15 protein-coding genes are annotated in these 19,093 nt (G+C 61.0%); 8 read left to right on the forward strand and 7 right to left on the reverse strand.

Annotated features, from left to right (window positions below):
* The first annotated feature begins 137 nt into the window (after positions 1-137).
* From CLU84_RS04470 to CLU84_RS04490, 5 genes are all read left to right on the forward strand, one after another.
* A complete protein-coding gene (locus CLU84_RS04470; RefSeq protein ID WP_099736122.1) occupies positions 138-1,895 on the forward strand; it encodes an MdtA/MuxA family multidrug efflux RND transporter periplasmic adaptor subunit in 1,758 nt (585 codons plus the stop codon).
* A gap of 24 nt (positions 1,896-1,919) precedes the next feature.
* Positions 1,920-5,102, forward strand: coding sequence for an MdtB/MuxB family multidrug efflux RND transporter permease subunit (locus CLU84_RS04475; RefSeq protein ID WP_099736123.1), 3,183 nt, complete (start codon positions 1,920-1,922; stop codon positions 5,100-5,102).
* Entirely contained in the window at positions 5,099-8,272 is a 3,174-nt protein-coding gene (locus tag CLU84_RS04480) for an efflux RND transporter permease subunit (RefSeq protein WP_099736124.1), read from the forward strand. The genes CLU84_RS04475 and CLU84_RS04480 overlap by 4 nt, the downstream gene beginning before the upstream one ends.
* A gap of 1 nt (position 8,273) precedes the next feature.
* Positions 8,274-9,851, forward strand: coding sequence for an efflux transporter outer membrane subunit (locus CLU84_RS04485; RefSeq protein WP_099736125.1), 1,578 nt, complete (start codon positions 8,274-8,276; stop codon positions 9,849-9,851).
* Between the two features lie 73 nt (positions 9,852-9,924).
* Positions 9,925-10,248, forward strand: coding sequence for a hypothetical protein (locus CLU84_RS04490; protein ID WP_099736126.1), 324 nt, complete (start codon positions 9,925-9,927; stop codon positions 10,246-10,248).
* A gap of 183 nt (positions 10,249-10,431) precedes the next feature.
* Here the strand turns inward: CLU84_RS04490 and CLU84_RS04495 are convergent, their stop codons facing one another.
* Together CLU84_RS04495 and CLU84_RS04500 are read right to left on the reverse strand one after the other, a co-directional pair.
* Positions 10,432-10,950, reverse strand: a complete 519-nt coding sequence (locus CLU84_RS04495) for an SRPBCC domain-containing protein (RefSeq protein ID WP_099736127.1) — start codon at positions 10,948-10,950, stop codon at positions 10,432-10,434.
* Positions 10,951-11,047: 97 nt separating this feature from the next.
* Positions 11,048-11,413, reverse strand: coding sequence for a hypothetical protein (locus CLU84_RS04500; protein WP_099736128.1), 366 nt, complete (start codon positions 11,411-11,413; stop codon positions 11,048-11,050).
* A 116-nt stretch (positions 11,414-11,529) separates the two neighbouring features.
* Here CLU84_RS04500 and CLU84_RS04505 point away from each other — a divergent pair, with 116 nt between their 5' ends.
* Positions 11,530-12,195, forward strand: a complete 666-nt coding sequence (locus CLU84_RS04505) for an ATP-binding cassette domain-containing protein (RefSeq protein WP_099736129.1) — start codon at positions 11,530-11,532, stop codon at positions 12,193-12,195.
* A 3-nt stretch (positions 12,196-12,198) separates the two neighbouring features.
* Here the strand turns inward: CLU84_RS04505 and CLU84_RS04510 are convergent, their stop codons facing one another.
* Genes CLU84_RS04510 through CLU84_RS04525 form a run of 4 tightly spaced genes read right to left on the reverse strand, consistent with a single transcriptional unit; the run spans position 12,199 to position 14,825 of the window.
* Positions 12,199-13,014, reverse strand: coding sequence for a LytTR family DNA-binding domain-containing protein (locus tag CLU84_RS04510; protein ID WP_099736130.1), 816 nt, complete (start codon positions 13,012-13,014; stop codon positions 12,199-12,201).
* Positions 13,011-14,078, reverse strand: a complete 1,068-nt coding sequence (locus tag CLU84_RS04515) for a sensor histidine kinase (RefSeq protein ID WP_233209925.1) — start codon at positions 14,076-14,078, stop codon at positions 13,011-13,013. Before CLU84_RS04515 ends, CLU84_RS04510 begins: the two co-directional genes overlap by 4 nt.
* Before the next feature lie 33 nt (positions 14,079-14,111).
* Positions 14,112-14,396 (reverse strand): 2TM domain-containing protein, encoded by a 285-nt coding sequence (locus tag CLU84_RS04520; protein ID WP_099736132.1) that lies wholly within the window; start codon positions 14,394-14,396, stop codon positions 14,112-14,114.
* Positions 14,397-14,420: 24 nt separating this feature from the next.
* Positions 14,421-14,825, reverse strand: a complete 405-nt coding sequence (locus CLU84_RS04525; protein ID WP_099736133.1) for a DUF2306 domain-containing protein — start codon at positions 14,823-14,825, stop codon at positions 14,421-14,423.
* Between the two features lie 267 nt (positions 14,826-15,092).
* On the opposite strand from CLU84_RS04525, the gene CLU84_RS04530 reads away from it, so the two are divergent.
* Positions 15,093-17,276, forward strand: coding sequence for a TonB-dependent siderophore receptor (locus CLU84_RS04530; protein ID WP_099736134.1), 2,184 nt, complete (start codon positions 15,093-15,095; stop codon positions 17,274-17,276).
* 14 nt (positions 17,277-17,290) lie between these two features.
* A complete protein-coding gene (locus tag CLU84_RS04535; RefSeq protein ID WP_099736135.1) occupies positions 17,291-18,532 on the forward strand; it encodes a PepSY domain-containing protein in 1,242 nt (413 codons plus the stop codon).
* A gap of 71 nt (positions 18,533-18,603) precedes the next feature.
* On the opposite strand, the gene CLU84_RS04540 is transcribed toward CLU84_RS04535, so the two are convergent.
* Positions 18,604-18,882, reverse strand: coding sequence for a PsiF family protein (locus CLU84_RS04540; protein WP_099736136.1), 279 nt, complete (start codon positions 18,880-18,882; stop codon positions 18,604-18,606).
* Positions 18,883-19,093: the final 211 nt, after the last annotated feature.

Here is a 19,093-nt window from a genome sequence, read left to right on the forward strand (position 1 = left end):
TTTTGCGGGGTGACACAGGTAAACCCAAGGTAAAGCGGGGGTAAATGCAGGCAAAGCCGGCGCTGCCTGACCGAAGGTTGAATTGCAAATAGATACCATTGGTGGCAATTCAGGCTCGAACTTCCTGCGCTCACACCATGCCCAGCACACCTTCTTTGACTCCAACCCCTCAATCTTCACAGCTGGGCAAAGCCAGTCCTGTCATTTTGGCTGCCGTCGTTCTGGCGCTGGCTGCAACGGGTGGGGGCTACTGGTGGTACAAGCAAAAACAGGGTGCAGGGGAGGATGCATCAGCGCAAACTGCTCCTAAATCAGGACCTGGCGGGCGCGGTGGTCGCATGGGCCCGGGTGGCCCGGGCGGTGCGGGGCAGTCCCAGCCTGTGTCTGTGGGTGTGGTGGAGCGGCGTGATATGCGCGTGCTCATCAGCGCCATAGGCACCATGAATGCGCGGGCCACGGCTGTCGTGCGGGCCAAGGTCTCGGGCGAGCTGCTCAAGCTTTATTTCAAGGAAGGTGACGAGGTCAAGGCGGGACAGTTACTGGCCGAGATTGATCCGCGCAGCTTTACCGCAGCGCTGGCGCAGGCGCAGGGATCGCTGCTGCGCGATCAGGCGCAGCTCACGAATGCGCAGCTGGATCTGAAGCGCTACAAGGATTTGCTGGCGCAAGACTCCATTGCAAGCCAGCAGGTGGATACACAAGAAGCGCTGGTGCGCCAGTTGCAAGGCACGGTGGCCGCAGACCAGGGTCAGGTCGATGCGGCCAAGCTGCAGCTGAGCTACACCAAGATCACGGCACCCATCTCGGGTCGTCTGGGTCTGCGTCAGGCCGACCTTGGGAATGTGGTCAACCCCTCGGATACCAACGGGCTGGTGACGATTGCGCAGGTGCGGCCTATCGATGCGGTCTTCTCCATCCCCGAAGCCCATGTCAGCACCTTGGCCCAGCAATTGAGCGCAGGCCAGCCCATGCCGGTGGAGCTGTGGGACCGCGAGCAAAAGCAGATTTTGGCCAAGGGCCTGCTCAATGCGCTGGACAACAGCATTGACACGACCACCGGCACCGTCAAGGCCAAGGCCGCTTTTGACAATACCGAGCGCAGGCTGTTTGCCAATCAGTTTGTCAATGTCAAGCTGCAGGTGCGTCAGCTCGATCAGGTGCTGGCCGTTCCGGCCAATGCCGTTCAGAACAACTATGTGTATCTGGTCAAGCCCGATAACACCGTCACCCAGCGCAAGATCACCGTGGGTGTGGCTGATGGTGACTTTGTCAGCGTGCGCGGCGAGCTGGAGCCGGGCGACAAGGTGGTGACCGACGGTATCGACCGCTTGCGTGAAGGCGCTCAGGTCACGGTGGTGGATTCTGAAAAGGTCAAAAAGGTCGATCAGGCCGTGCAGGACGCCGCCGGCCAGCCGCGCGGCATGCGCAACCTGACGCCTGAGCAGCGCGAAAAACTCTCCAAGATGACACCTGACGAGCGCAAGGCCTTCTTCCAGAAGCTGCGCGCCGAGCGTGGTGCCAATGGCGCAAATGCGGGGCCAGGAGCAGCCCCAGCCGGTGAAGGCCGCAGCGGAGATCAGCCCCGCAAGCCTGAGGCACAGGGCAAAGCGGGAGCTGCAGAGCCAGCCAAGCCTCAACAAGCTCAGCCGGAATCGGCAGCACCTGCGGCACAGCGTGCTGAAGGACGTGGAGAGCGCGGTGGTGAAGGCAGAGTCGAGGAACGAGGCGAAGGGCGGGGCGACCGTCCCCAGCTGACCCCCGACCAGCGCGAGAAGCTGGATGCCATGTCGCCTGAAGAGCGCAAGGCCTTCTTCCAGAAAATGCGTGCCGAGCGTGAAGCCAAGGGCGAAGCCAGTGGTAACGCAAATGGTGGCGCAAACAGCGCAGGCCGCTAAGCATAGGCAGAAGCTGCGGCCATCATGAATATCTCGCGCATCTTTATTCTTAGACCCATTGCCACCAGCTTGCTGATGGTCGCGGTGCTGATTGCGGGCATTCTTGCCTACCGACTGTTGCCCATCTCAGCTCTGCCCGAGGTGGACTACCCCACGATTCAGGTCACCACGCTTTATCCGGGCGCCAGTCCTGATGTGATGACCTCCAACGTCACAGCGCCGCTTGAGCGGCAGTTTGGTCAGATGCCGGGGCTGGACCAGATGTCGTCCACCAGCTCTGGTGGCGCATCGGTCATTAACCTGCGCTTCTCGCTGTCCATGTCCATGGACGTGGCCGAGCAGCAGGTGCAGGCCGCCATCAACGCCGGCAGCAATTTGCTGCCCAGCGACCTGCCCATGCCCCCGTTGTACAGCAAGGTCAACCCGGCTGATGCGCCGGTGTTGACGCTGGCCATCAGCTCGCCTTCGCAGCCCGTTATCAAGATCAATGATCTGGTGGAAAACCGGCTTGCGCCCAAGCTCTCGCAGGTCAAGGGCGTGGGTCTGGTTGCCATTGCCGGTGCGCGCCGCCCTGCGGTGCGCATTCAGGCCAACCCTGCGGCACTGGCCAGCTTTGGCATGACGCTTGATGATGTGCGCTCTGCCATCTCAGCGGCCAACGTCAAGACCGCCAAGGGCAGTTTTGACGGCCCTAACCGCGCATCCACCATCGATGCCAACGACCAGATGCAGTCTGCGGCCGAGTACCGCAATCTCATCATCGCCTTTAAAAACGGCAACCCCGTGCGCTTGTCCGATGTGGCGCAGACCGTGGATGACGCCGAAAACACCCGCCTTGCCGCTTGGTCGGGCACGCCAGACACGGGTTCCAAATCGGCAGTGATTTTGAACATTCGCCGTCAGCCCGGTGCCAACGTGATCGACACGGTTGATGCCATCAAGGCTTTGCTGCCTCAGCTCAAGGAAACGCTGCCAGCCTCCATCGATGTGCAGGTGCTGACGGATCGCACCGTGACCATCCGCGCCTCGGTCGAGGACATGCAGTTTGAACTGGGCCTGGCCATTGCTCTGGTGGTGATGGTGATTTTCCTGTTCCTGCGCAGCGCTTCGGCCACGCTGATCCCTAGCGTGGCGGTGCCGCTGTCGCTGATAGGCACCTTTGGTGTCATGTATCTGGCCGGCTACTCCATCAACAACCTCACGTTGATGGCGCTGACCATCTCCACAGGCTTTGTGGTGGACGATGCCATTGTGATGATAGAGAACATCGCCCGCTATGTGGAAAAGGGCGAGCCACCCATGCAGGCCGCGCTCAAGGGGGCCAAGCAGATCGGCTTCACCATCATCTCGCTGACCATCTCTTTAGTGGCGGTGCTGATTCCATTGCTGTTCATGGGCGACGTAGTGGGGCGTCTGTTCCACGAATTCGCCATCACCATGACGGTGGCGATTCTGATCTCGGCCGTGGTCTCTCTCACGCTCACGCCGATGCTGTGCGCGCGCTTGCTGCGCCACAAGCCTGAGGCCGAGCAGGCTGCAGAATCCAAAGGCATGGGCGCGGCCATTGCACGTTTCTTTGACAAAGTGATTGCTGAATACGGCCGCATGCTGACCTGGGTGCTGAACCACAGCAAGCTGACCTGGCTGGTGTTTCTGGCCACGCTGGCCGTGACGGTGCTGCTGTATTTCGTCGTGCCCAAGGGCTTTTTCCCCGAGCAGGACACGGGCACGATTGCCGCGACCACCGAGGCCGATCAGTCCATCTCGTTCGCTGCCATGGCCGAGCGCCAGCAGGCGCTGGCCGATCAGTTACTCAAAGACCCGGCCGTGGCTTCCATCTCGTCCTTTATTGGCGTGGATGGCACCAACACCACGCTCAACACTGGCCGCATTCAGATCGACCTCAAGCCCCATGCTAAGCGCGATACCTTGCCCGTAGTGCTCAATCGTCTGGCCGAAGATGCGCAGCATGTACCAGGCATTCGCCTCTACGCCCAGCCCGTGCAGGATTTGACGATTGAAGACCGGCAAGCGCGCACCCAGTACCAGCTGCTGCTGTCTTCGCCCGACATGACACAGCTGATGGCCAGCACCAAGGCGCTGGTTGAAAAACTGCAGCAACTGCCCGAGCTGCTGGATGTGAGCAGCGATCTGCAGAACCAGGGCCGTCAGGCCTATGTGCAGATTGACCGTGCGCAGGCCAGCCGTCTGGGTGTGACGGTGGCATCGGTGGATTCAGCTCTTTACAACGCGTTTGGACAGCGGCTGATCTCCACCATCTTCACCCAGTCCAACCAGTACCGCGTGGTGCTGGAAGTGGCGCCACAGTTCAAGGTGGGCCCCGAGGCATTACAGACCATTTATGCCGCATCCTCCACCGGCGCTCCCGTGCCGTTGTCGTCGATTGCCAAGGTGAGTGAGCGTCCCATGGCGCTGGCTGTCAACCACGTGGGCCAGTTGCCTGCGGCCACTATCTCCTTTAACACCGCACAAGGCGTGTCGTTGGGCCATGCGGTGGATGCATCCAAGCAAGTCATTCAGACCTTGCGTGATGAAGGGCAGATTCCGCTGTCGGTGGATGCGCAGTTCCAGGGCGCAGCACTGGCGTTTCAGGCTTCGCTGTCCAACACGCTGCTCTTGGTGCTGGCGGCTGTGATCACCATGTATATCGTGCTGGGTGTGCTCTATGAAAGCACGATTCACCCGATCACGATTCTCTCCACTCTGCCATCGGCTGGCGTCGGTGCCCTGCTGGCTTTGCTGGTTGCGGGGCTGGATCTGGACATCATTGCCATCATCGGCATCATCTTGCTGATTGGTATCGTCAAGAAGAACGCCATCATGATGATTGACTTCGCGCTGGATGCCCAGCGTGAAGAGGGCATGAATGCGCGCGATGCCATCTATCAGGCCTGCCTGCTGCGTTTTCGCCCCATCATCATGACCACGCTGGCCGCCTTGCTGAGTGCGCTGCCCATGATGCTGGGTTCTGGGGTGGGCAGCGAGCTGCGCCACCCGCTGGGCGTAACCTTGGTGGGCGGTCTGCTGGTCAGCCAGTTGCTGACACTGTTCACCACCCCTGTTATCTATCTGACCTTTGAGAGCTGGGCTGAGAACTGGCGTACCAAACGCGGCCTGTCTGCCGTCAAGCATCTGCCGCATTCCGAAGCGGAAGTCATGGCTGAGCAGGGTGGAACAAAGCCATGAGCATTTCCACGCCTTTCATCTTTCGCCCCATCGCCACCATCTTGCTGACCATAGGTATGGCGCTGGTGGGTGGCGTGGCCTACTTTCTGCTGCCCGTGGCCCCGCTGCCGCAGGTGGACTACCCGACGATCTCTGTCACCGCCAGTTTGCCTGGCGCCGCCCCTGACACCATGGCAGCCACCGTGGCCACCCCGCTTGAGCGGGCGCTGGGCGCGATTGCGGGCGTCAACGAGATGACGTCCAGCTCCAGCATGGGCAACACGCGCATTACGCTGCAGTTTGACCTGACGCGCACGGTCGATAGCGCGGCCCATGATGTGCAGGCCGCTATCAACGCGGCGCGCACTCTGCTGCCATCCGGCATGCCCAGCAACCCGACCTACCGCAAGGTGAACCCGGCAGATGCGCCCATCATGATTTTGGCGTTGACGTCTGAATCGCTGACCCGTGGCCAGATGTATGACGCGGCCAGCACGGTGCTGGCGCAGAAGCTGGCGCAAGTGGATGGCGTGGGGCAGGCCTCGATCAACGGCGGCGCCTTGCCCGCCGTGCGCGTGGAGCTGGACCCGGTGCGGCTGGCTGCCAAAGGCGTGTCGCTGGATTCCGTGCGTACGGCCATCACTTCCACCAACGCCAACCGCCCGCTGGGCGCGGTAGAGCGTGAAGACCAATACTGGCAGGTTGCCACCAACGACCAGGCCCGCACTGCTGCTGAATATGCCCCGCTGGTGCTGCGCTGGAACAACGGCAACGCCGTGCGTTTGTCCGATGTGGCAGACGTTAGCGACTCTGTGCAGGATGTGCGCAACTATGGCGTGATGAACGGCAAGCCTGCGGTGCTGCTGCAAGTCTTCAAGCAGCCGGATGCGAATATTTTGCAGTCCGTGGACAAGGTGCGCGCCATGCTGCCGCAGCTCAGGGCCTCCATCAATCCAGCCATTGATGTGACGGTGATCTCGGACCGCACGCCCACGCTGCGAGCCTCGGTCAAAGAGGTGCAGAACTCGCTGCTGATTTCGGTGGCGCTGGTCATCATGGTTGTGTTCGTCTTTTTGCGCCGCCTGCGCGCCACGCTGATTCCGGCTGTGGCCGTGCCCGCATCGCTGCTGGGCACTTTCGGCATCATGTATCTGTGCGGCTACACGCTGGATAACCTCTCGCTGATGGCGCTGACGGTGGCAGCCGGCTTTGTGGTTGACGACGCCATCGTGGTGCTTGAAAACGTCATGCGCCACATGGAGCGCGGCAAGAGCGCCATGCAGGCGGCCATTGAAGGTGCCCGCGAGATTGGCTTTACCGTGGTCTCCATGAGCCTGTCTTTGATCGCCGTGTTCGTGCCCATTTTGTTCATGGCGGGCGTGGTGGGGCGGTTCTTTCGTGAGTTTGCCGTGGTCATGTCGGCAGCCATTCTGGTGTCCATGATCATCTCGCTGACCACCACCCCCATGATGTGTGCAGCTCTGCTGCGCACGCCCGCCGAAGAAGAGCGCCGCCGCGCCGAGCGCGCCAAGAGCCCGTTCTCGCGCCGCTGGGATACCTTCTGGCTGCGTGTCTCGCAGGCAATGGATCATTTCGAAAAAGGGCTGACCGCGCTGTACCGCAAGTCTCTGGCATGGGGTCTGCGCCACCAGCCCGTGGTGATGGCGGCCTTGGTCGCGGTCATTGGCCTCAATGTCTATCTCTACACGGCCATTGAAAAAGGCTTTATGCCCAGCGAGGATACGGGTCGCGTCATGGGCTTTATCCGCGCTGACCAGTCCACATCCTTTCAGGCCATGGAGCGCCGTATCAAGCGTTTTCTGGATGTCGTGCAGCAGGACCCGGCTGTGGAATATGTGACCGGCTTTACCGGCGGCGGTCAGGCCAACTCGGGCAATATGTTCATGTCGCTCAAGCCCATGGCCGAGCGCAAGGTTTCCAGCGACGAAGTCATCAACCGCCTGCGTGAAAAGCTCAAGAACGAGCCGGGTGCGCGCCTGTTCATGGTGACCCAGAGCGATGTGCGCATCGGCGGACGGCAAAGCATGTCGGCCTATCAGTACACGCTGCAGGCCGACGACACGGCCGAGCTGCGCCTGTGGGAGCCGCGCATTCGCCAGGTGCTCTCCACCCTGCCCGAGCTGACCGATGTCAACAGCGATGTGCAGGACAACGGCGTGCAGACCATGCTGGTGATCGACCGCGATCAGGCCACGCGCCTGGGGCTGACGGTTTCGCAGATCGACAACACGCTGAATGATGCCTTTGGTCAGCGTCAGGTGGGCGTGATCTACAACCCGCTGAACCAGTACCGGGTGGTGATGACGGCATCAACCCAGTATCTGCAGAGCCCGGAAGCACTGCGCGGCTTCTTCTTTGTCAACAGCGCGGGCCAGCAGATTCCGCTGACGGCGTTTGCCAAGATCACCACATCGACCACGCCACTGTCTGTGCAGCACCAGAGCGGCACGCCAGCCAGCACGGTGAGCTACAACCTCGCACCGAATATCTCCCTGTCGCAGGCGAACGATGCAATTCGCAATGCCATGGTGGAGCTGGGTGTGCCCGTGTCGATTCGCGGCAGCTTCAGTGGTTCGGCCGGGGCCTTCCAGCAGATGCTGGCCGGGCAGCCGCTGCTCATTCTGGCCGCCATCATCACCATCTATCTGGTGCTGGGCATCCTCTATGAAAACCTGGTGCACCCGCTGACGATTCTGTCCACGCTGCCATCCGCAGGTGTGGGCGCTCTTCTGGCGCTGATGCTGTTCAAGACCGAGTTTTCGCTGATCGCCTTTATCGGTGTCATCTTGCTCATCGGGCTTGTCAAGAAAAACGCCATCATGATGATCGACTTCGCGCTGGAGCGAGAAAAGGGCGGCCACGCCACAGCTGCGCAGGCCATTTACCGCGCCTGCAATCTGCGGCTGCGCCCGATTCTGATGACAACCATGGCTGCCTTGTTTGGCGCGCTGCCCCTGGCGTTGGGTCGTGGTGATGGTGCGGAGCTGCGCCAGCCGCTGGGCATTGCGATTGTGGGTGGTCTGCTGCTTAGCCAGTTGCTCACGCTCTACACCACGCCCGTGGTCTATGTATTGCTGGACCGTGCACGCAATCGTGTCATGCGCCTTTGCTCACGTGCTCCCAAGGCACAGCAAAAAGCAGTTGTCGCCGCCGTGGCCGAGGTGAAGTGAGATGAATATGTCCACACAGTTTTTGAATCAAATCGGCCTCAAGCCCAATCAGGTAAAGCGCAAGCAGCTCACTTTTATGAAGAAATCCGCCATGGCGCTGCCTCGCTCGCTTCCCCGGCTATTGCCGATTGTTGCAGCTGTTTTGCTGGCGGCATGCTCCACCCAGCCTGCCTATGAAGTCCCCAAGCTGGATGTGCCCGCTCAGTTCAAGGAAGCCACGCCTCAGGCGGCACAGTTTGGCGTGTGGCAACCCGCGCAGACCGTGGCAGGCAGCCCTGCAGTCACCGTGCCTGATCAGTGGTGGACGGTGTATGGCGACGCCGTGCTCAACCAGTTGCAAGATGCCGCTGCCGCAGGCAACCCCAGCGTGGAGCAGGCCGTGGCCCGCCTGCGCTCGGCGCAAGCCGCAATCGCCAGCAGCCGGGCTGCGCAGTTGCCCACGCTCAGCACCACGGGCAGCGGCACGCGTGCGCTGACGGGGGGCGGCACCTACAGCAACACCAATGGCGATAACGTGGCCCGTAGCGGCAGCATCAACAACAACTTCTCGTTGGGCTTGAGCGCCAGCTGGGAGCTGGACTTGTGGGGCAAGCTGTCGGGCGCAGTCGATGCCAGCCGTGCCTCGGCCCAGGCCAGTGCGGATGATCTGGCGGCGGCCCGCCTGTCGGCTCAGGCATCGGTGGCGCAGACCTATTTCTCGCTGCGTGCTGCAGAGTCGCAGATGCAATTTTTGCAGGAGAGTCTGGACGCCTATGCGCAAAGTCTGAAGCTGACGCAAAACCGTTACCAGTCGGGCGTGGTGTCCTCTGCCGATGTGGCGCAGGCCCAGTCGCAGTACAAAAGCACGCAGGCCAGCTTGCTGGATGCACAGATCACCCGCGCGCAGTACGAGCACGCACTGGCCGCCTTGCTGGGAAAGGCTCCGGCGCAGTTCAGCCTGCCGGTGACCGCAGTGCTGCCCACGCCGCCCGTGGTGCCTGAAATGCTGGCATCCACCCTGCTGGAGCGTCGCCCCGACATAGCGGCGGCAGAGCGCCGCGTGGCCATGGCCAATGCACAGGTGGGCGTGGCGCGTGCGGCGTTCTTCCCCTCACTTACCCTGTCAGCATCGGGTGGTTATCGCAACTCCATCCTGTCTGATCTGCTCAATGCGCCCAATCTGTTCTGGTCGCTGGGCCCTGCGCTGGCCATGAGCCTTTTTGATGGCGGTGCGCGCTCGGCGGCTGTTGAGTCGGCCCGTGCCACGCTGGACCTGAATGCCGCGACCTACAAGCAGACCGTGCTGACGGCGCTGCAGGAGGTGGAAGACAATCTGGTCGCGGCCGTCAATCTGGCGCAGGAGGAACAGGTGCAGACCGAGGCCCTGGTGGCGGCGCAGAAGTCGCTCACGGTGGCCAACAACCAGTACAAGGCCGGCATCGTGGCCTATCTGAATGTGCTCTCGGCCCAGACTTCGGTGCTGAGTGCGCAAAACACGCTCAACAATGTCAAAAACCGCAGGCTGACGGCAGTAAATACCTTGCTCAAGAATGTGGCCGGCCGCTGGGAGCCGCTGAACGTCCCAGCACGTAAAGACTGAGAAAGAGTGAGTTCACTGTGCAGGCTTGCGCTCTGGGTTACAACTAGCACTGTTTTGTTGTGAAGATCACGCCATGAGCATTGCTGTTTTTTACCTGCGTAATTCCGAGCCCGAGGGCCAGACGCCTGCCTGGCAGTCGCAATGCCAGGCCTTTTCTGATACGCAGATGGGCGAGGCGCTGGCGCTGTGCCAGCTGCTGCGCAAGGACCAGAGCAACGCCCATGTCGTCATCTCGTCAGAGCTGCGCGACATGGTCGGCCTGGTGGGCGTTTCTGCCGTGGAAGACGGCAAGACGCCCGATGGTTTTGACTATCAGTGGAGCAAGGCAGGCCGTGCCGGTGCCAGCCGCAAGAACGCTACTGCCGCGCCCAAGCGCAAGCAGGACATGGATAACTGAAGTGCGGCGGTTTCTGGCCCGTCCAAATGTCACTGCCTCACCAAGAGCGACTAACGCAAGCCAGTAAACCGCAGCTTGACGGTTGAGACGAGACGCGAAGCCGCAGGCAGTACCAAAGTACGACAAGGCGAAGCAAAGACCTATCAAGGCTTGCGTTAGTGGCTCTAAGTCAAACGGCCTGAATTAAGCGGCCTGAATTTTGCTCAGATAGCTGGCCAGCAGCTGCATGCTGCTGCTCCAGCCCACTGTCATACCGGCGTGCGAGCTGTTGAAGACCGCTTCTTCTATTGCGTCAGCATTGAGGGCCTGCCATTCGAGGTGAATGCGTGTGCCTTCAGACTCTTGAACCAATGTGGTGGTTGACAAGGTGTACAGCGGCCATTGCGCCACCATGGGGTGACGTGTGACGCCGCCAGCGGCATCGCTGAACTGCACGACGGCGACGATGCGCTCAGGCGCTTTCAGTTCTCTGAATGTCCATTTTCCCCACATGACAGGTGCCAGTGGCATGGCCTCGGCGCGCAAGGCATAGTGAAAGCTGCCGCCTTCGCGGGCATCGACCTCGCATTGCGTCATCACCATGCCGGGTGGGCGCATCCAGTGGCTCAGATGCTCTGCCTCGGTAAAGGCCGCGTACACCAGCTCGCGTGGAGCCTTCACGAATTTCTCGAAGACAAATGGCGCAGAGAGTCGATCAGTCATGGGGAACCCCTTTGAAAAGTCACTTCAGGCGGCCTCATTTTGCATGGGGTGGTCATGACTTTCCAGGGGTTTAGCCCCCGTTAGCAATCCTTGTTTCTCAATCTTCAATGTCGAATTTCTCACGCAGTGCATCACCAAAATGAGCAGAACCGGATAGCGAGAGATTGACTGAGGTGCGGCCGGTTGCCGAGGCCTGTAGCGTCAGCTTGCCTTCGGCCTTGTCAAAGCGGGCAGCCAAAGGTTCGCCATCATCGTCCTGGGCCTGCAGGTCGTAGTCCCAGTCAAAACCGTCTTCCACAGCGCCCTGGCGGCCTGAAAACTTCTGGCTGGCCCAGCGCAGCACGGCTTCGATTTCGGCGGCCAGCGCAGGCACACGCTCGGCTTTGACGCAGGCCATGGCATCCCATGTGCCGGTGCCTTCTTCATCTTCGCTGTAGTCGAATTCCAAATAGTCCAGAGCCATGGCATATTGCGCGCTGTTGAGGGGACGCCATTGTGCCTGCGCCTTGTCTGCAGCAAGTGCGTAGGTGCTTTGGATGAAATCAGCCGTAAATCCATACTTATAAGGCGTTTCTAGCTATGAATTCTGAGACGGATGACTGCCGCGAGATGCGTTGCATGGTGCAGGCCCTGCAAGTCAGTTTCGGCTATCCGGGCCGCGCGGTGGCGAATCTGGCATCGCATTGCTGGCCCGCAGGACTGTGCCTGGTGCAAGGCGATGAGGGCGCAGGCAAGACCAGCTGGCTCAAAGCGCTGGCCGGGCAACTGCCTCTGGGCCGCGGTGTGCTGCACTACGCGTTTTCAGAAGATGCAAGCTTGCCCGCTGCATCCTGCTTCTGGCAGGACCCGCGCGAGTCCCTTAATGATGTGCACAGCCACATGACGGCCAGTAGTTGGGTGGCTTTGCAGCGCAGCATTTACCCGCACTGGTCCGCTGCGCAGTTTGAGCAGCATGTGCAGGGTTTCGGGCTGGAGCCGCATTTGAAAAAGCTGTTGCTGGCGCTGTCATCAGGCACGCAGCGCAAGCTATGGATGGCGGCGGGCTGGGCCAGCGGTGCAGAGCTGGTGCTGATTGATGAACCACTGGCCGCGCTGGACAAGCCTTCAGAGCGCTATGTACAACAGGCCTTGGCTGCAATGGCGCGCGCACTCAAAGACCCGAAGCGCCCGCGTAGCGTCATCGTGGCGCACTGGGATGCCATGCAGGACGTGGACTGGGATGATGTGATGGAGTTGCGTAATTAGGCGCTACATCGCCTTGAAGCGCGTGGCGTAGAGGCGGCTGACAAGCAGCTTTTCGCCGCGCCCCCGCAGTTGCAGCCACAGGCGCCCTGCCTCATCGCGCTGGGCACTGGAAATGGCGTCGGCGCGCACCACGGTGCCGCGGTGAACTTGCCAGAACTGCTGGGCATCGAGCTGGGGCTGCAGATCCTTGAGCGGGGTGCGCAGCAGATATTCCTGCTGAGGCGTCAGCACGCGCAGATATTTGTCGGCAGCCTCCAGATACACGATGTCCTGCACCCGCACCATATGAATCTGCGCGCCCACGCTGGCCTGAATGATTTGCAGCGGCGTGGCTGCACTGGTCTGCATGCGCTGCTGCAAGGCCAGCAACTGTTTCAGTGTTTGCTCCAGCGTCTGGGGCTGCGGTGCTTCCTGCGCCGACTGGCGCTGCTGCCACCAGTGCTGCAAGCGCTGCACGCTCTGTGCCAGTCGCAGGGGCTGCACGGGCTTGAGCACATAGTCCATAGCACAGGCCTCAAACGCGGCCAGCGCGTACTGGTCGTAGGCGGTGACAAAGACGATGGCGGGCAGCGGTCTGTCCTCCGGCCATGCATCGGCAATCTCTGCGGCAGCCTCCAGTCCGCTCTGGCCCGGCATGCGGATATCGAGAAACAGCACATCGGGCAATAACTGCAGTGCCTGCGCCGCTGCGCTGATACCGTCGCCAGCGACGGCCTGAATCTGCAGCTCAGGCCATTGCGTGCTCAGCATATGTACAAGCGCCTGTGCCAGCAGGGGCTCGTCTTCGGCAATCAGGCCGCGTGGGTGGGTGTGGCTCATGGCTCGATTTTTAAAGGAAATATCAGGCTGGCGCTTGTCCCGCCTGCGCTGGCAGCTATTAATTCAAAAGTGGCTTGATCGCCATAGCGTGTGGCCAGCCGCTCGCGGATTTGCTGCAGGCCAAAGCCGCTGCGGGGGTTGCCGGTGCTCTTGCTGGTAGGGTGCGGGGATGCAGACAGGCCGCAGCCGTTGTCAACAACCGTCAGCTCCAGCCGCCCGCCCTTCAGCAGCGCTGCCGTCACATGGATGTGGCCGCCTGCCAGTTGTGGCTCCAGTCCGTGGCGAATGCTGTTTTCTACCAGCGGCTGCAGCAGCAAGGTGGGCACGTGCGCATCGCGCAGCTCGGCCGGCAAATCCAGCCTATAGCTCAGGCGTGCGCCCATGCGCACTTGCATCAGCGCCAGATAGTCGCCGAGCAGCGCAAACTCGGCCTGCAAGCTGTGCGTGCCGCTGCGTGAGCCCGCCAGCGTGGCACGCAGATAGGCAATCAGATGGTCCAGCATCTGCTCGGCGCGCGGCGCATCGCTGGCGATCAGCACGCGCAGATTGGCCAAGGTATTGAACAGCATATGGGGCTCAAGCTGCGCCTGCAGCTGGCTCAGTCTGGCCTCTGCCGCCTGACGCTGGGCCTGTTCGGCCTGAACCTGAAGATGGCGCGCCTTGCCGACCACATAGAAGCCCCAGGACATGGCAATGCTGGTGCCGATGGTGATGAGCACAGGAAGCCATAGCGACGGCTGGGCTGCAGCCTGCAGCTCCGGGTGCCGCTGCTGTACATAGAGCTTGCCCAGCGAACTGCCCAGAACCAGGCCCAGCGCAATGCCCAGCGGCACAAGGGCCAGCCCTTTGGCTCCGCGCGGCCAGGCAATTGCGTCGGACTCGCGCCAGCGCAGTCTGGCCAGGTCAATCGTCAGCCAGCTGATCAGACCAATTGCCAGAGAGTAGGCCAGGTTGACATCCCACAGGCCTTGGCCCAGTGCGGTCAGGGCGGCGGTAATCAGCAGACAGGCGGTCACGGTGATGGCACCATGGCGTAGCAAGGCGGGGAATAAAGCGGGTTGCATGGAAGCCATCGTAGGTGAGAGCAGGTTCCGCGCCTAGTTTTTCTCGCGCTGCTGCAGGGATCGCAGTTCGCGCTCCACCAGGCGGCCAAAGAGAGGGCTTGCCGGTGCTGTCAGCCAGACCACACAGCCATGTATCAGCAGTCCTAGACCCCAGCCCAGGGCCGGGTAGATAGCCCAGTGGCGGCCTTGGCTCAGGGCCAGACTCATCAGTCCCAGATTGACCAGTACATAGACCGAGGCGTGGATGTACCAGCCCAGCTTCATGCCTGCGCGGCGGCGGGCCTGCTGCTGCAGGGTGTCATGTGAAATGGGGTTCATGTAGCGCTCCTTGAACGGTTCGGGTCATGCCAGTTTTTGCCAGAGAAGGTCGCCCAGCAGGCGTCCTGGCACCAGGGTGAAAAGTCCTGCGACGACACAGCTTCCGATGTAGAGCTTGCGCATGATGCTGCGGTGCTTGTCTATGCGTCGGTGCGCCAGATGCCAGAAAGAGAGCCCCAGCCCGCCCAGCGTGACGGGCACCAGCAGATGAATGGGCGTGAAGCCCGACCAGTTGGGCAAGCTGAAGTCGCGTATGAACAAGGCCGAGATCGCTGCGCCTAGCATCAGCAGAACAAAGGCGTAGCCGGCAATGCGATGCAGCATAGGGCGCGGTCTGCCGCTGCGGCGTGCCCAGAAGGTGAGGGCTCCGACGACAGTGGCAGCGATGGCTGAACTCATATGAAAAGCGATCAAAGGCGTCAGTTGCATGGTTTTCTCCTGCGATGAGCAGGACTGTGCGCGTCGGAGATTGGCTCGGCCAGCGCTTTGCGACGAAGCGGCCAAATCCGGGAGCCAGTTGCATAGTGCAAGAGCCGGGTGTAGCGCTTGTTTGTGCGCACACACATAGCACGTAGCGCCTGCATGCTTTTCGATCTGGTTTGGATTCCGTTGAAAAATCAGGGTGTTTGCTGCTGCATAAATGATTGAACTTTAGAATCTAATGATTCTGAAAATCATTCTCAATAGCATCTAAAAATGTTCCCTGTTCGTCGAATTTCACTGGCTGCCATTGTTCTGTGCAGCCCTCAGCTTCTTTGGGCCCAGACCGCCAGCTCTGCTCAGGCGCCAGAACAAGAAACCTCCTTGCAGACCGTGACCGTGGAAGCCAGCGCCGACGCATCGGCGCAGGGCCTGGCCAAGCCTTTTGCGGGCGGGCAGGTAGCCACCGGAGCGCGCAACGGCATTTTGGGAACCCGGGACTGGAAGGATTCCTCGTTTTCGTCCACGGCCTATACTAGTCAGCTGATCGAGGACACGCAGTCCAAAAGCGTTGGCGATGTGCTCTTGAGCGATCCGTCGGTGCGCCAGGCGCGTGGTTTTGGCAACTTCCAGGAGCTGTACATGCTGCGCGGCATGCCCGTGTACTCCGACGATATTGCCTATAACGGCCTGTACGGGCTGCTGCCGCGCCAGTATGTTGCCTCTGAATTTTTCGAGCGGGTAGAAGTGCTGCGCGGTGCAAATGCGTTTCTTAACGGTGCCGCTCCCGGCGGCAGCGGCGTGGGGGGCGTGATCAGTCTGCTGCCCAAGCGCGCTGGCAACGAGCCACTTACCCAAGTCAGCACCGGCATACAAACCGGTGGTCAGGCCTATGCTTCGGCCGATGTGTCGCGTCGCTTCGGCCCGGACCAGAGCACAGGCGTACGCCTGAATGCTGTGCGTCGCGATGGCGGCACGGGCATCAAGGGCGAGGACCGCAGCTTGACGGCACTGGGTGTGGGCCTTGACTGGCGCAGCCGTGATGTGCGCCTGTCGGCCGATGTGGGTTATCAGCGCAACAGCTATCGTGGTGGCCGTCCCAGCGTGACGCCTTCGGATTTCATTCCTGCGGTTCCGGACAACAAGACCAACTACGCTCAAAGCTGGACGCGCTCCACCGAGCGTGATCTGTTTGCCACCATGCGCGGCGAGTGGGATCTCAATGCCACAACCACCGCCTGGGCTGCGGGCGGCCTGCGCCGCAGCAAGGAAGACAATATCAACAGCGGCGTGACGCTGCTCAGCGCGAACGGCGATACCACGGGAACGCGCTTCGATAACGTGCGCAAGGACCGCGTCGGCACGGCCGAGGCTGGCATTCGCACCCGACTGCAGACGGGCAGCGTCGGTCATGAGCTGGTGGCTTCGGCAAGCACCTATTCAGCGACGGAAAGCGGTGCCTGGGCCATGGCTTCTGGGGTGCGCAACAACCTCTACAACCCCTATGCCAGCCTCATGCCGCAGAACACCTCTTTCGGTGGCTCCTTGGCCAACCCCTACAAGGTGGGTGAGACCCGCTTCGACAGCCTGGCTTTGAGCGACACGCTGTCGATGTACGACGACCGCCTGCAAGTGACGCTTGGGCTGCGCCGTCAGCGCATAGACCAGACCAGCTATGACTACAACAGCGGCCTGCAGACCGACAGTTACAAGAAGTCCGCCACCACGCCAGCACTGGGTGCGGTGTTCAAGGTCACCGATGATGTCTCTGTCTACGCCAACTACATCGAGGCGCTGACCAAGGGTGCCGTAGCGCCTTCCACGGCCAATAGCCTGCCCGTGCTCAACGCCGGTCAGGTGTTCTCGCCCTACAAGTCCAAGCAGAAAGAGCTGGGCGTGAAATGGCAGCGCGGCACCATGGGTGCGACGGCGGCCCTGTACACCACCGATGTGCCCAGCAGCTATGTCGTCAATCAGATGTACGGTCAGTACGGCAAGCAGCGCAACCAGGGCATGGAATTCACCGTCTTTGGTGAAGCCGCCAAGGGACTGCGCGTGCTGGGCGGTCTGACGCTGACCCAGGCCAAGATCAAACAGGCAGCCGATGCCTCTCAGGTCGATCGCTATGCCATCGGCGTACCCAAGACTCAGGCCACGCTGGGCGTGGATTGGGATGTGCCCGGTGTGTCCGGTCTGGCGCTCAATGCGCGTGTGACGCACACCTCCAGTCAGTACGCCAATGCCGCCAACACCATGAAAGTGGCCGGCTGGACGCGCACCGACATCGGTGCCCGCTATCTGGTTGATCTGGGCAATGACCGCATGCTGACGCTGCGTGCCCGTCTGGACAATGTGTTCGACAAGAACTACTGGGCGTCGGTGGGCGGCTATCCGGGGGCTAACTATCTGGTGCAATCGGCTCCGCGCACTCTGTCGGTGAGCGCTACGGTCAACTTCTGAGGTTGAACGGATATATGCGCGCTCTCTGGACCGTGGTTCACCGCTGGGTGGGCCTGTTTCTCGCGGCTTTCCTGATCATGGCCGGCCTCACGGGAGCGGTGCTCTCGTGGGATCATGAAATCGACGACTGGCTGAACGCCGGCATGCTGCATACGCCGGGGCGCGGCCAGCTGCAGACGCCGCTGCAATTGGCGCAAACCGTGCAGGCGGCTGATCCACGCGTCGAAATCTCCTATATGAGTCTGGGTCTGCGCGAGGGGGAGGTGGCTTCCTTTCTGGTGCGCCCGCTGCTGGACCAGGGCACTGGCAAGCCGCATGTGCTGAGCTACAACACGGTGTTCGTGGACCCGGTGACGGGTGCCATCACCGGTCACCGGGACTCCAAGAGTCTGGCCCTGAGCTGGCGCAACCTCATGCCCTGGCTGCGCCATCTGCATGAAAGCCTGCTCAGCCCCACTTTTGCGGGCAGCGATCGCTGGGGCTACTGGTTCATGGGCGGCCTGGCTTTGCTGTGGCTGGCCGACAGCTTCTGGGCGCTGGTGTTGACCCTGCCTGCGAAGCGCAAGCCTGTTTCGGCCAAAGCACAGGGTGATTCCGGGAAGTCCTGGTGGTCACGCTGGATGCCGGCCTGGCGTCTGCGCTGGGGCGCTGGTGCCTACAAGCTCAACTTCGACCTGCACCGTGCGGGCGGGCTCTGGATCTGGGGCGTGATCGTTGTGGTGGCCTTCACCTCGTTCTCGATTAATCTCTACCGCGAGGTGTTCTATCCCGTGATGAGCAAGGTCTCGACCACCACGCCGGGCCCTTACGAAACGCTCAAGCCAGCTCCCTTTGGCAGCTATATCGAGCCTAAGATCAGCTTCGCCTCGGCGATAGACATTGCCAAGAAGGAGGCCGTGCAGCTGGGTATCAAGACCGAAGCCGGTGGCATTTGGTATGGCGGAGATTTTCCGTTCTACAACGTGTCCTTTTTCGATCCTGATGACGAGACCGGAGCCATGGGCATGGGCCTGTCCAACGTCTATGTGAGTTCTGAGACCGGCGAGTTGCTGGGCAGCTATCGGCCCTGGCATGGCACGGGTGCCGATGTGTTCGTGCAGCTGCAACTGCCGCTGCACAGCGGACGCATTCTGGGCACTTTCGGGCGCGTTCTCATGTCCTTTGTGGGCGTGATGGTGGCCATGTTGTCCATCACCGGAGTCGTCATCTGGTGGCGCAAACGGCGCGGCAGACGGGCACAACTGGCAGCGCGCTAAGGCCGCACTCGCAGAATACAAAACGCCATGGTCTGACCCATGGCGTTTTTTTGTTTTGAGAAGAGCGGCTCTCAGTTCTTTTTCAGGCACTCGCTCATAAACGCCTTGCGCTCGTCACCCTTTTTGCCGGTGGCGTCGACATTGCAGCTCTTCATGCGTTCTTGCTGGCGCTTCTTGCCGTCAGACAGGCAGGACCTCATGAACTCCTTGCGTTCGTCGCCTTTTTTGCCGGTGGCTTCGGTGTTGCAGGTGCCCATGAGTTGCTGCTGGGCGGTTTTGGGTTTTTCGTCAGCAGCCATGCTCATGCTGCAAGCCATGGACACGAAAGCCAGGACAACGAGTTTTTTCATGATGGTGTGATGTTTGTGAAAACGCCGACAACGGACGCGCAGTTATTGCAGCACAGCTTGGGTAATTTGCCCATGGCCGCAAACCATGGCTTGTAAAAGTTTGCGATTGCAGCGCGATTAAGGGGTCGTAAGAGAGCTGCGGCCCAAAATAGCGAAAACGACAAGTGGATAATGAGCAGCTTTGCTCTCAACCCTGCACCCAAAGGACGAT

It is taken from the genome of Comamonas sp. 26 (assembly GCF_002754475.1).
Lineage (GTDB): Bacteria > Pseudomonadota > Gammaproteobacteria > Burkholderiales > Burkholderiaceae_C > Comamonas.

Excerpts from the sequence above, each read along its gene's own strand:
- CLU84_RS04470 (WP_099736122.1), top strand. The coding sequence starts at position 138 with ATGCCCAGCACACCTTCTTTGACTCCAACCCCTCAATCTTCACAGCTG.
- CLU84_RS04525 (WP_099736133.1), bottom strand. The coding sequence starts at position 14,825 with ATGCAACTGACGCCTTTGATCGCTTTTCATATGAGTTCAGCCATCGCT.
- CLU84_RS04520 (WP_099736132.1), bottom strand. The coding sequence starts at position 14,396 with ATGAACCCCATTTCACATGACACCCTGCAGCAGCAGGCCCGCCGCCGC.
- CLU84_RS04540 (WP_099736136.1), bottom strand. The coding sequence starts at position 18,882 with ATGAAAAAACTCGTTGTCCTGGCTTTCGTGTCCATGGCTTGCAGCATG.
- CLU84_RS04510 (WP_099736130.1), bottom strand. The coding sequence starts at position 13,014 with ATGAGCCACACCCACCCACGCGGCCTGATTGCCGAAGACGAGCCCCTG.
- CLU84_RS04485 (WP_099736125.1), top strand. The coding sequence starts at position 8,274 with ATGAATATGTCCACACAGTTTTTGAATCAAATCGGCCTCAAGCCCAAT.
- CLU84_RS04500 (WP_099736128.1), bottom strand. The coding sequence starts at position 11,413 with ATGGCTCTGGACTATTTGGAATTCGACTACAGCGAAGATGAAGAAGGC.
- CLU84_RS04495 (WP_099736127.1), bottom strand. The coding sequence starts at position 10,950 with ATGACTGATCGACTCTCTGCGCCATTTGTCTTCGAGAAATTCGTGAAG.
- CLU84_RS04480 (WP_099736124.1), top strand. The coding sequence starts at position 5,099 with ATGAGCATTTCCACGCCTTTCATCTTTCGCCCCATCGCCACCATCTTG.
- CLU84_RS04535 (WP_099736135.1), top strand. The coding sequence starts at position 17,291 with ATGCGCGCTCTCTGGACCGTGGTTCACCGCTGGGTGGGCCTGTTTCTC.
- CLU84_RS04475 (WP_099736123.1), top strand. The coding sequence starts at position 1,920 with ATGAATATCTCGCGCATCTTTATTCTTAGACCCATTGCCACCAGCTTG.
- CLU84_RS04530 (WP_099736134.1), top strand. The coding sequence starts at position 15,093 with ATGTTCCCTGTTCGTCGAATTTCACTGGCTGCCATTGTTCTGTGCAGC.
- CLU84_RS04490 (WP_099736126.1), top strand. The coding sequence starts at position 9,925 with ATGAGCATTGCTGTTTTTTACCTGCGTAATTCCGAGCCCGAGGGCCAG.
- CLU84_RS04515 (WP_233209925.1), bottom strand. The coding sequence starts at position 14,078 with ATGCAACCCGCTTTATTCCCCGCCTTGCTACGCCATGGTGCCATCACC.
- CLU84_RS04505 (WP_099736129.1), top strand. The coding sequence starts at position 11,530 with ATGAATTCTGAGACGGATGACTGCCGCGAGATGCGTTGCATGGTGCAG.